The organism is Microbacterium schleiferi (genome assembly GCF_038150145.1).
GTDB classification, from domain to species: Bacteria; Actinomycetota; Actinomycetes; order Actinomycetales; family Microbacteriaceae; genus Microbacterium; species Microbacterium schleiferi_B.
The window spans coordinates 18,297-30,258 of the sequence record NZ_JBBWSA010000002.1 but is presented as its reverse complement, the minus strand read 5'-3'; the positions used below and the strand labels follow the sequence as shown (position 1 = coordinate 30,258).

Annotated in this window: 11 protein-coding genes; 4 read left to right on the top strand and 7 right to left on the bottom strand. The window is 67.5% G+C overall.

The genetic code is table 11. The features are described from left to right. Positions 1-40: 40 nt before the first annotated feature. Positions 41-1,207 (bottom strand): acyl-CoA dehydrogenase family protein, encoded by a 1,167-nt coding sequence (locus AADH62_RS01925; protein ID WP_341578050.1) that lies wholly within the window; start codon positions 1,205-1,207, stop codon positions 41-43. A gap of 79 nt (positions 1,208-1,286) precedes the next feature. On the opposite strand from AADH62_RS01925, the gene AADH62_RS01920 reads away from it, so the two are divergent. After that, complete coding sequence (locus AADH62_RS01920; RefSeq protein ID WP_341578049.1) at positions 1,287-1,787, top strand: MarR family winged helix-turn-helix transcriptional regulator; 501 nt, start codon at positions 1,287-1,289, stop codon at positions 1,785-1,787. A 10-nt stretch (positions 1,788-1,797) separates the two neighbouring features. On the opposite strand, the gene AADH62_RS01915 is transcribed toward AADH62_RS01920, so the two are convergent. Together AADH62_RS01915 and AADH62_RS01910 are read right to left on the bottom strand one after the other, a co-directional pair. Further along, positions 1,798-2,973: a 4-hydroxybenzoate 3-monooxygenase gene (locus AADH62_RS01915; protein WP_341578048.1), complete on the bottom strand. Its 1,176-nt coding sequence runs from the start codon at positions 2,971-2,973 to the stop codon at positions 1,798-1,800. Between the two features lie 94 nt (positions 2,974-3,067). Beyond that, positions 3,068-3,820, bottom strand: a complete 753-nt coding sequence (locus AADH62_RS01910) for an IclR family transcriptional regulator (RefSeq protein ID WP_228178307.1) — start codon at positions 3,818-3,820, stop codon at positions 3,068-3,070. A gap of 110 nt (positions 3,821-3,930) precedes the next feature. Here AADH62_RS01910 and AADH62_RS01905 point away from each other — a divergent pair, with 110 nt between their 5' ends. Then, positions 3,931-4,845 (top strand): NADP-dependent oxidoreductase, encoded by a 915-nt coding sequence (locus AADH62_RS01905; protein ID WP_341578047.1) that lies wholly within the window; start codon positions 3,931-3,933, stop codon positions 4,843-4,845. 9 nt (positions 4,846-4,854) lie between these two features. Here AADH62_RS01905 and AADH62_RS01900 read toward each other — a convergent pair whose 3' ends face one another. The 4 genes from AADH62_RS01900 to AADH62_RS01885 form a co-directional block, all read right to left on the bottom strand. Next, on the bottom strand, positions 4,855-6,231 hold the full coding sequence (locus tag AADH62_RS01900) for an NADP-dependent succinic semialdehyde dehydrogenase (protein WP_341578046.1): 1,377 nt from the start codon (positions 6,229-6,231) through the stop codon (positions 4,855-4,857). 86 nt (positions 6,232-6,317) lie between these two features. Further along, the gene (purU, locus tag AADH62_RS01895) at positions 6,318-7,196 is read right to left on the bottom strand and encodes a formyltetrahydrofolate deformylase (protein ID WP_341578045.1); all 879 of its coding nucleotides are present in this window, start codon (positions 7,194-7,196) and stop codon (positions 6,318-6,320) included. Positions 7,197-7,297: 101 nt separating this feature from the next. Then, the gene (locus AADH62_RS01890; protein ID WP_341578044.1) at positions 7,298-8,764 is read right to left on the bottom strand and encodes a peptide MFS transporter; all 1,467 of its coding nucleotides are present in this window, start codon (positions 8,762-8,764) and stop codon (positions 7,298-7,300) included. Between the two features lie 175 nt (positions 8,765-8,939). Next, positions 8,940-10,247: a peptide synthetase gene (locus AADH62_RS01885; RefSeq protein ID WP_341578043.1), complete on the bottom strand. Its 1,308-nt coding sequence runs from the start codon at positions 10,245-10,247 to the stop codon at positions 8,940-8,942. Positions 10,248-10,300: 53 nt separating this feature from the next. Here AADH62_RS01885 and AADH62_RS01880 point away from each other — a divergent pair, with 53 nt between their 5' ends. Further along, positions 10,301-11,134 carry an alpha/beta hydrolase gene (locus AADH62_RS01880; protein WP_341578042.1) on the top strand — a complete coding sequence of 278 codons (834 nt, stop codon included), beginning with the start codon at positions 10,301-10,303 and terminating at the stop codon, positions 11,132-11,134. Beyond that, positions 11,131-11,841 carry a GNAT family N-acetyltransferase gene (locus tag AADH62_RS01875; protein WP_341578041.1) on the top strand — a complete coding sequence of 237 codons (711 nt, stop codon included), beginning with the start codon at positions 11,131-11,133 and terminating at the stop codon, positions 11,839-11,841. Before AADH62_RS01880 ends, AADH62_RS01875 begins: the two co-directional genes overlap by 4 nt. Positions 11,842-11,962: the final 121 nt, after the last annotated feature.

Here is an 11,962-nt window from a genome sequence, read left to right as displayed (position 1 = left end):
AATAGTCAACGATTGATCTTTGCCAGCGTGCGGCGCTGTCTCACTCGCGTGTCAGGCGGCGGCCGATGATCTCTTTCATGATCTCGGTCGTGCCGCCATAGATGGTGGCGACGCGAGAGTCGAGGTAGTCGTGGGCGACCGGGTACTCCCTCGTGTACCCGTACCCGCCGTGCAACTGCAGAGCTCGGTCGATGACCTTCTGGTGCAGCTCGGTCACCCACCACTTCGCCATCGCAGCAGTCACTTCATCGAGCTGGCCGTGGGCCGCGTCAAGGATGCAGCGGTCGACGAACACCTGCGCGACTTCGATCTGCGTCGCAAGCTCTGCCAGGTAGAAGCGGTTGGCCTGGAAGTCCGCGATCCGCTGACCGAACGCCGTCCGCTGCGTCGCGTACTCAAGGGCCTGCTCGAAGGTCGCGCGCATCCGTGCCATCGACGTCACTGCGATGTGCAAGCGCTCGATCGGCAGATTGTGGCGCAGCTGCATCCACCCGTCGCCGGGCTTTCCGAGCACGTTCTCAGCGGGCACTCGCACCTCAGCGAACGAGAGCTCGACGGTGTCTTGTGCGCCGAGGCCGATCTTCTTCAGAGGGCCGCTGCGGGTGAAGCCGGGCATGCCCTCCTCCACGACCAGAAGGCTGAATCCGGCGCGACCGGCGTCGGGATCCGTGCGTGCAACCACGATCACGAAATCTGCCAGGAGCCCGTTGGAGATGAAGGTCTTGGAACCGGTGAGGATGAAATCGTCGCCGTCGGCTCGCGCCGTCGTTGAAATGGATGCGAGATCTGACCCCGTTCCCGGCTCGGTCATCGCGATGGCACCGATCTGCTCGCCCGCGACCAGCGGGGTTAGCCAGCGGTCTTGTTGCTGCTCCGAGCCGAATGCGATCAGGTAGGGAGCGATGAGGTCGTTGATGCCGCACAGCGACATCGAGACCGCTGTCGCGCCGGCGGAGGCGAGCTCCTCGATCATGATCGCGTTATAGCGGAAGTCGTCGACGTCTCCGCCTCCGGTGCGAGCGGGTGCCGAGATGCCGAGCAGTCCGGTCTCGCCAGCCTTCGCGAAGAGGCTTCGATCGACGCGCCCGGCTTCGGTCCAGGCATCCAGGTGCGGCGATACCTCGCGCTGCACGAAACGACGCACGGTGTCTCGGAAGTCGTCGTGGGACTCGTCGAAGATCGTGCGGGGGAGGGCGACACTGCTCATGGTGAGGATTGTGTACACTCTGACGAATCGTTGTCAAGTTCAACGATTGTTTTCGGCAGCGAATTGCTACAATCGCCGGGTGTCCACAGCAAACGATCAGGCGCGGGCGACAGAGCCACCCGTCCGCTCGGAGCGTCTGTGGCGCACCCCGGTTGGAGACGACCTCGCGTTCCTGCTGGCGCGGGCCAACGCGGTGTCGCTCTCGCGGGTCAACGCGGCGCTCCAGTCGCTCGATCTGCGTGTGCGCGCGTACTCCGTGTTGGCCATCGCCGCGAACGACGCCCGTCCGTCCCAGCGTGAACTGTCGGAGTTCCTCCGGCTGGACCCCAGCCAGATCGTCGCGCTGATCGATGAGCTCCAGTCCCGCGGGCTCGTCGAGCGTGAGCCCGACCCCAACGACCGGCGAGCCAACGTGGTAGTCGCAACCCCGGCTGGCCGCGACGTGCTCGCTCAGGCGCGGCAGATCGCCCGCGAGGTCGAGAGCGAGATGTTCGGGGCTCTGGAAGGCCCCGAACGCGAGGCCCTCGCACACGCGCTTCGCGTGATGGCTGGAGCGGTCGAGGGTGCCCCCGACCGCTGAGCGACGCTTGCTACGCGAAGGCCCAGCCGGTGTAGGCCTCCGCGAGGTAGGTCTGGCCAGCTTCGGACTCGACGACCGACCGCAGTTCGCCGATCTGGCGGCGGCGATCGAAGTCGGATGCCTCGGGCGTCAGGTGCAGCATGCTCGTCATCCACCACGAGAAGTGCTGGGCCTTCCAGATACGCTGCAGGGCCGTCTCGGCGTAGGAGTCCAGCAGTCGCTCGTCGCCCTCGTTTAGCAGCGCGCCGAGCGCGCGGTCGAGCAGCACCACGTCGGCCACCGCGAGGTTCATGCCCTTGGCGCCGGTCGGTGGAACCGTGTGGGCGGCATCCCCGACCAGGGCGGCGCGTCCGCGGCGCAGTTCGTAGGCCACGAAGCTGCGGAACCGCAGAACGTCGCGCTGGAAGATCGGCCCCTCTTGCAGTGTCGTGCCGGGAACGCACGATTGCAGGGTCTCCCAGATCTCGGCCTCGCTCATGACAGTCGGGTCGGTTTCGGGATCGCACTGGAAGTACATCCGCTGCACAGTGGCGCTGCGCTGGCTGATGAGAGCGAAGCCGTTCGGAGAGTTGCTGTAGATCAGTTCCTCGGAGCTGGGCGGCGCCTCGCACAGGATGCCGAACCAAGCGAAGGGGTACTCGCGGAAGTACCCACCGGTCGACGATCCCGTGACGGCGGCGCGGACCAGGCTGCGAGAGCCATCGCCGCCGACGATGAAGTCGGCCTCGATCTCAAAGGGCGAGCCGTCGGGGTTCGTTGCAAACACGCGGGGTCGATCGGTCTCGATGTCGTCGACACGGTCGACAGTGACACCGAACCTCAGGTCCTGCCCCGCTGCCATGCGCACAGCGATCATGTCGATGAGGGCCTCGTGCTGCGGGAAGAGCCAGACGCTGCGACCCGTGAGTGCGGGGAAGTCGATACGGTGACCTTCGCCCTGGAAGCGCAGCTCGATTCCGTCGTGGCGCTGGCCCACCGTCTTCACGCGCGGTGAAGCGCCGGTCTCGTCGAGCAGCTGCACGGTGGGGTACTCGAGGATGCCGGCGCGGATCGTCTTCTCGATCTCTTCGCGCGAGCGCTGATCGAGCACGATTGACTCGATGCCTCGCGCGGCGAGGAGGTGTGAGAGCAGCAGGCCGGCGGGGCCGGCGCCGACGATGGCTACCTGGGTGCGGACGGTGGACATGGCGTCTCCTTCGACGGATGCGGGTCTTCGCCGAGTCTGCAACATCAGACCGGTTCGAACCGGCACTTTCCCATTGAACGGGACCAGATCGCGGTCAGAGTCGCTGGCGTCGAAGATCGCTCTCGATCGCTGCGACTGCATCCCGCAGCGCGGCGACCGCCGGCGTCGGGTCGGCATCCCGGGGAAGCACGACGGATAACGCGGCCACGACTTCGCCTTCGTGGCGAAGCGGAACCGCCACACCCGTGGACACTGACTGAATCGATCCGGGCGCGATAGCCACACCGTCGCGTCGGATCCCCGCAATCACGCGCTCGAGTGTCCGCGGGTCGGTGATGGTCTCGCCTGACACGGCGCGCAACGGGCCGCCCAGAACACTCGCGCGCACCGCCGCCGGCGCGTAGGCGAGCAGGACGAGGCCCGACGACGAGGCGTGCAGCGGAAGCCGACCAGCGATGCGGGTGATGTTGGCACCGGCATCCGGATGCGAGAGACGTTCGATGAACAGCGCTTCGTCCTTCTCGCGTACGGCGAGCTGCGTGTGCTCGCGGATCGTCGTTTGCACCGCCTCCATGTGAGGGAGGGCCGCCGTTCGCAGGCGTAGTGCCGAGGATCCGCGCAGGGCGAGTTCCCACAGGCGCATGCCCAGGCGGATCTGCGCATCCTCGTCCCGATCGAGCAGGCCGGCCGAAACGAGGTCATCCACGATGCGGTGGGCGCTGGAGGACGGGAGCCCCGACCGTCGACCGATCTCGGATGCCGACTGCACGGTCCGTTCGGACGTGAAGGTCTCCAGGACGCGCACGATGCGCTCTGTCATCGAGTCACCGGTGGGCGAGTTCGCCATGGCGACAGCTTGGCATGTGCCGATCGGCCACGCAGGCGCCGAGGTTTCCCGTGGGATTCATATAGCCCTGCTCGGTCCGCATCGGCGCCCGCCTCGCTACGCTCGAGGGTATGACCCGCGCAGCCATGTACAACGAAGTCGGAGGACCCGAGGTCCTGTTCGTGACCGAGGTCGAAGACCCTTCGCCGGGCGCACGGAAGGTGCTGGTCGCCGTCGAAGCTGCCGGGCTGAACCCCTACGACGCGAAGGCTCGCGGCGGATTCATCCCCTCGGACGCCCCGTTTCCGCGACGCATCGGTGGCGACTTCGCCGGCACCGTCATCGCGGTCGGCGAGGGGGCCGCCTATGCGGACGGGACGCCGGTCTCTGTCGGGGATGCCGTCATGGGCCGCGCCGCGGGCGCGATCGCCGATCAGGTGGTCGCGAACGCGGCAGAGATCGCACGGCGGCCCGAGGGGCTTGCGGTCGAGGTCGCCGGTGGGCTGCATGTTGCCGGCCTGACCGCGGTCTCGTGTTTGGCAACCGTCCCGGTCGACGAGGACGATGTCGTGCTGGTCGGTGGCGCGAGCGGCGCCGTCGGACTGGTGGCCTCGCAGCTCGCGATCGCACGCGGAGCCCGGGTCATCGGGTCGGCATCCGTGGCCAACCACGACTTCTTGCGGTCACTCGGGGTCGAACCGGTTGAGTACGGCGAGGGGCTCGCCGAGCGAGTGCGCCATCTCGGCGAGATCACCGCGGTCATGGACTGCCACGGCCGCGACGCACTGGATGCGGGAATCGAACTTGGCGTCTCGGTCGACCGGATGGTCGCGATCGCCGCCTACGCCGCCCTCGACGAGCTGGGAGTGCACAACGTCGAGCGTGCAGCCCGCACGCCCGAGAACCTCCGCGCTCTCGGCGAGGACATCGCGGCCGGCACGATCGTCTTCCCGGTTGTGGCTACCTACGCGCTGGACGACGTGGTGGAGGCCTTCCAGGCGCTCGAGTCCTCGCACGAACCGGGCAAAATCGTCATCCTTCCCTGACGACGAACCTCAGGCGCGCCAGACCGTCTTCAGGTTCATGAACTCACGGATGCCGGCAGCGGCAAGCTCTCGCCCGACGCCAGAGTTCTTGATGCCCCCGAACGGCAATTCCGGGTGCGAGACGGTCATGCCGTTGACGAACACGGCGCCGGCTTCGAGGCGGTCGATGAACCACTCGATCTCGTCGTCGTCGGTGCTCCACAGCGAGGAGGACAGCCCGAACGTCGTCGCGTTGGCGATCTCGACGGCCTCCTCACGGGAGTCGACGCGAAACACCGTGGCTACAGGGCCGAAGGCCTCCTCCTGGAACAGGCGCATATCCCGCGTGATACCGGCGAGGACCGTCGGCGGGTAGAACCAGCCCGGTCGGTCGGGGACCGAGCCGCCGGTCAACGCCTCGGCGCCGTGCGAGAGGGCATCATCGACGAGCTCAGCGAGTTCGTCCCGGCCGCTCTCGGTCGCAACGGGGCCCACGTCGGTGCCCTCGTCGAGGGGGTCGCCAACGCGCAGCGCTGCGGTCTTCTCCACGAACCGTGCCACGAAATCGTCGTAGACGTCGGTGTGGACGATGAACCGCTTGGCAGCGATGCAGGACTGTCCGTTGTTCTGGTTGCGCGCTGTCACCGCGACCGATGCCGCGGCCTCGAGATCCGCTGTCGGCATCACGACGAACGGATCCGAGCCGCCGAGCTCGAGCACGACGTGCTTGACCTCGCTACCCGCGATCGACGCCAGAGAGCGGCCCGCAGGTTCTGATCCGGTGAGGGTGGCCGCGACCACCCGCGAGTCGCGCAGCACCCGTTCGACCCCGGATGCCGGGATGAGCAGCGTGTGGAACGAGCCGACGGGGAACCCGGCGCGCTCGAACAGGGTGTCGAGGTAGAGCGCCGAGCGTGGAACGTTCGAAGCGTGCTTGAGCAGCCCCGTATTGCCAGCCATGAGCGCCGGGGCGGCAAAGCGCATGACCTGCCACAGGGGATAGTTCCAGGGCATGACGGCGAGCACGATGCCCAGCGGTGCCCAGCGGGTTCCGGCCGCTGACGCCTTCACTGAGGACGGGTCGGCGAGCGTCTCGGCGGCGAGGAAGTCCTCGGCGTTGTCGGCATAGAACCGGCATCCCCGAGCGCACTTGAGCACCTCGGCGCGAGACTGCGCGAGGGGACGCCCCATCTCGATCGTGATGGTGCGCGCCATCTCGTCGACATCGGCTTCGAGCAGTTCGGCGGCGCGGCGCATCCACCCGGCGCGCTCGGCGAACGTTGTGTCGCGCAGCGCGACGAACGCCGACTGTGCGGCGGCAATGCGGCGCTCGACCTCGGCCTCATCGTGCGGCTCGAAGGTCTCGATGACTTCGCCGGTCGCGGGGTTCGTTAGGGCAATGGCCATGAGCTGCCTCTTCCTCGAGATGGGGGACTCCGTGAGCCTATCCGGCGCCTCGATGGCGCGACAACGTGCGCCGGGGGCGCGAGCGGTCAGAAGACGATGGTGTGGTTTCCGTGACGGATGACACGGTCTTGCGCGTGCCAGAGCACGGCGCGCGAGAGCACGGCGCGTTCGACATCGGCGCCGCGCCGCTCCAGGTCGGCAGCGGTTTGCGCGTGCGTGACGCGCACGATGTCTTGCTCGATGATCGGCCCCTCGTCGAGGTCGGTCGTCACGTAGTGCGAGGTTGCCCCGATGAGCTTCACGCCCCGGGCCTTTGCCTGGCGATACGGCTGTGCACCGATGAAGGCCGGAAGGAACGAGTGGTGGATGTTGATCACTGGCACGCCCACGCGCTCGAGGAACTCGCCGCTGAGGATCTGCATGTAGCGCGCCAGGACGACGAAGTCGGCATCCGCGTCTGCCAGCACCTCGAGGATGCGCGCTTCGCTGGCGCTCTTGTCGGGTCCGGCGACCGAGGGCACGTGCACGAACGGGATGCCGAAACCGGTGACATCCGCCTCGGCATCCGTGTGGTTCGAGATGACGACGGGGATATCTACCGGCAACTCGCCCCGGCGGTGCCGCCACAGGAGGTCGAGCAGGCAGTGGTCCTGCTTTGAGGCGAGGATCGCCATCCGCTTCGGGACCGACTGATCGGTGATCGACCAATGAAGATCGAAGCCGGTGCCGAGAGTCTCGTTGAGGTCCGCTTCGATCGCGGGCATGGCCTCGCGCAGGCCGGGCCGGTGGAAGACGACGCGCTGGAAGTAGGCGCCGCCGGCAGGGTTGTCGGAGTACTGATCGAACTGCACGATGTTCGCGCCCTGCCGCGTGATCAGAGCCGAGACCGCCGCGACGATGCCGGGGGAGTCCGTGCCGTGGACGATGAGGCACGCGTGATCGAGGGGAAGCTGGGCTGTGGGCATGGACCGATTCTCTCGTGTGCTGCGCTCGTCCTCACTCCCTGCGGCGCCGATCTGTGCCATCGGTCTTCGTGTGTCGATCGCAGCCGCCGATCGTGCTGGACTCAGCGCACGCCCTTCATCAGCTTCAGGACGGGCTTCACGGCCAGCAGCAGCGCGACGCCCAAGACGATCGCGGCGATCCCGAGGCTCGAGAAGTACGGCACCTCGTTGCGTGGGTCGTAGAACTGCGCGAGCCAGCCCGCAATCGCGGTCCCCAGCGCGACCGACAGGAAGAAGAGGGCCACCATCTGCGTGCGGAAGGCACTGGGAGCGAGTTTGGTCGTGATCGACAACCCGATCGGCGAGAGCAGGAGCTCGGCGACGGTGAACACGAACAGGATGCCGACGATCGCGAGCAGCGGTGTCGTGTTCTCGCCGCCTCCCGCCCAGGGCAGGAACAGCAGGAACGCGGCGCCCATGATGATGGCCGCGAGCCCGAACTTCACGGGCGTCGACGGTTGGCGGGTGCCGAGCTTGGTCCACAGAGCTGCGAAAACCCCCGAGAGGATGATGATGAAGATTGGGTTGATCGACTGCACCCACGGAACCGGCATCTCCCACCCGAACAGGTCGCGGTTCAGGCGCTTGTCGGAATAGACCGTCATGACCGTGAACTGCTGCTGGTAGAGCGACCAGAACCCGACGCTCACGATGAACAACGGGATGAAGGCGACCACCCGTGAACGTTCGAGCGCTGTCACCTTGCGCGAGCTCAGGATCACGACGAAGTACGCGATCGTCGCCGCGAGGGAGACGAGGATGACGATATCGGCAAGGTTGTCTGCTCGGATGACCCGCGCGAACATCAGGATCGCGACGACGATGACTGCGCCCACAGCAACGCCGATCATGAGGGCGTAGCGATTGCGGGGCAGCGGGTTGTGCACGACGGATGCCTCTGCCGGGATCCGTTTGCGACCGAGGGTGTACTGGACGAGACCGATCGCCATCCCCACAGCCGCGAGACCGAAGCCCCAGTGGAAACCGGCAGTGGACTGGAGCAGGCCCGTCAGGAGCGGGCCGAGGAAGGCGCCGAGGTTGATGCCGAGGTAGAAGAGCGAGAAGCCGGCATCCCGGCGCGGGTTGTCCTCCGTGTAGAGCGTGCCCACGACGGAGGTCGCGTTGGCCTTGAGGCCTCCCGATCCGACGGCGACCAGCACCAGTCCGACGCCCACGCCGAGCAGTCCCGGCAACAGCGCAAGGGCGATGTGGCCAAGCATGATGACCACGGCGCTGTAGAACAGCACGCGCTCCGAGCCGAGTATCCGGTCGGCGATCCACGCGCCGAGGATCGTCGAGAGGTAGACGGCGCCGCCATATGCGCCGACGATTCCGGTCGCGATCCCCTCGTCGATCCCGAGTCCACCCTGCGCGGCCGAGTAATAGAGGTAGATCAGCAGGATCCCCTGCATACCGTAGAAGCTGAAGCGCTCCCACATCTCGACGCCGAAGATCGTGGCGAGGGCCCGCGGCTGGCCGAAGAAGCGGGTGTCGGTGGGCGTCGTAGCCTCGGGCGTCGGTGCCGTCATGGGCCTCAGGCTAGCGCCTGCTCCCGGCACAGATCAGTTTCGGTCGCGTCGTGCTGCGGGTGCGCGCAACCGTCGCCCGCAAAACGGCGCGACTGAACTGAGAGCTCTTCGTTTCGGTCGCGTCGTGCTGCGGGTGCGCTGTGGTTTCGCCCTCATGACGGCGCGACCGAACCGATCACGCGCCAATCGTGTCGCGCAGCCCGGAGTGGACGGCATCCAGCCACGCGCCGACGTTCCGCCGGGCCTCCGGGGTGTCGGGGTACCGGCAACGCAGGTGCAACCCTGCTTCATTCGCGATGAACCAGATCATGACGCCGTCGGTGCGCACCACCGCCGACACGTACTGGATGTCGCGGAGCCTGCCCGGCGCGATCGGTAGTCGCCCGGTATCGAGCCACGACACCGCGAACATCCCAGGGGTTGCCGGCATGCCGCCGTACGGAGCGAGGATCGGGCCGAGCGGATGCGAGCCGAGGCCGATCGCTTCCTTCACCGCTTGGGCGCATGCGAGGGGCGAGGGGTCGGATGACTCGATCACGGCGTTCGTGATGAACCATCCGACCGAGTCGTGCCACTGCGGATCGTGCCGGCTGTGCACGGGGAACACCGCGCGCAGCGGCTGGTCACCCATCGCGAGGCTCACGCGCGTCATGACCGATACCGCGATAGCGATAGCGCGGACCCCCGCGGCGGCGGCGCGCTCGCAGAAGGCCTCGAACTCGGAGCCGTCGAAGACGTCGCGAACATCGACGATCTCCGATCGCGACCCCGCGACGTCGCCCAACGTCAGGGGGAACAGCGGCATCTGGCCGCCCTCGGCATCCAGGATCTCCGCCCATCGGGTCGTGATCGCTTCGGGCGCGGGAGCGCGGGCCGCAAGCTCTGCGGAGTGCTCGGCGAACGCTCGCGGTGCAGGCAGCGCCCCACCCGGCGTGCGATCCTCCCGCTCGTCGTCGACGACCTCGGCGAGATCCCGCGCGAGTACGAGAAGCGACCACATGTCGACGTGTGCGTGATCGGAGGCGATCACGATCGTCGGGTCGGCCCCGCCACCGGGTTCGATGAGGCACAGCCGGTGGGAGGGGGTGGCGAAGGGCCGGCATCCGTCGTCGAGCACTTCGCGCAGCACTTCGCGTGTCAGCCGCTCGGGCGGTGCCGGATGCGTCACCCACCGGCCGACTCCCAGTCGCGCCGGTCGTACCCGCACGGTCCCGTCATCGTCCCGTTCGAACACGGTACTGAGGGTGCCGTGCCTGTCGACGACGGTGGCCCACGCGTCAGCGATCTCGTCGGGGGCTGCCGGTGTGCGCAGGCGGAATGAGATCGCCATCCATGACGCGGGGCGATCGCCTTCGGCGACGTGCCGGCCCTGGTCGAACGACAGCGTCAGCGGCTCCGCGTCCTGCAGAACCTCGGCGGGAAACACGAGGCTGCGGACTCGGCCGGGGGGCAGCGTCATTCGGGCGACGTTCGTCAAGCGCATCGCGCGTAGTCTAGGCGGCAACCGTTTCGCACAGAGGACGCCCGGGAGGGCACGTGAGCACGCTGCGGGTTCGAGGCGCCACACTCGACTTCGATGTGACCGGTGATGACGGTCCGTTGGTCGTCCAGTTGCACGGTCTGATGTCCAGCCGCAGCCGTGACAGCCACCTCGGACTCGACCTCGGCCGAGCCCTTCGGGATCACCGCATCCTCCGCATCGACGCCCGTGGTCACGGTGGATCGACGGGCACGGAGGATCCGGTCGACTACCGGTGGGACAACCTCGCCGACGACCTCCTGGCGGTGCTGGATGCCGTCGCTCCCGGTGAAGCGGTTCACGGGGTGGGGCCGTCGATGGGCACCGGCACGATGCTGCACGCCGCACTCAAGGATCCAGTTCGCTTTGCGAGCCTGACCCTCATGGTTCCGCCCACGGCGTGGGGGACCAGGGGCGCGCAGGCCGAGGTCTACCGCACGAACGCGGATCTCATCGAACGGCACGGTGTCGAGGCATTCGTGAAGCTCGGCTCCACCACGCCCGTCCCGCCGGCCCTCGCGGATGCCCCCGAGTCGCTTCCGGCGGTCGACGAGACGCTCCTCCCGACGGTGCTCCGGGGAGCCGCGACAGCCGATCTGCCACCGAAGGAAGCGCTCGCCCGCATCGATGTGCCGACGCTGATCCTCGCGTGGACCGGCGACCCGACGCATCCGCTTCGTACCGCGAGCCGGCTCAACGAGCTCATGCCGAACAGTCGCCTCATCGTGGCTCGCACGCCGTACGGGGTCATGGCCTGGCCGGGACTGTTCGCCGAGCACGTCATCACCGCGGGTGTCGAACTCACCCCGACCGGCTCGATCCCCGTTGTGCCCGCATCGAGGGCCTCGTGAGCGACGCCGCATCGCCCCAGCTCAGCATCCGCGAGCTTGACACCGTCGCCGAGGTTTTCGAGGCGTCGGCTGTGCTGTCGGAAGTGTGGGGCGGTGATCGCACCGGAATGCCGCCGAACTTGTTGCGTGCCCTCGCTCACTCGGGCAACTACGCGGTGGGGCTCTTCGAGGGTGAGCGCATGGTGGGGGCATCCGTCGCCTTCTTCGCCGAACCCGCTGCTCGGTCGATGCACTCGCACATCACCGGCATCCTGCCGAGCGCCCAGGATCGGGGTTTCGGGCGAATGCTGAAGCAGCATCAGCGGGAGTGGGGACTGCGCCGGGGCATCGGGCATGTCACGTGGACCTTCGATCCGCTCGTGTCGCGAAACGCCCACTTCAATCTCGCCGTGCTCGGTGCGCGCGTCACCGAGTACCTCGTGGACCACTACGGCGCGATGGATGACGGGGTGAACCGTGGCGACGAGTCCGATCGGCTGATGGTCTCGTGGGCTCTGGCGGCTCCGCCGGTTCCCACTCCGTCGGATGCCGAGATTCGGGCATCCGTGGCAATCCCGCGCGACATCGAGTCATTGCGGCGGCGCGAGCCGGAGGCTGCGGCGGTAGAACGTCGGCGCGTCCGCGACGCCCTGCTCACGCACCTGAATGCGGGACGACGCATCGGTGGCTTCGACGAGCGTCGGGGCTACCTCATCGTCGACGCCTGAGTCGGCCGGCTGGATTTCGGTCGCGCCGTCTTGCGGGTGATGCGGCCGAGAACCCGCAATATGGCGCGACCGAACGGTGGGGGCTGGATTTCGGTCGCGCCAAACTGCGGTTGAGGAGCCG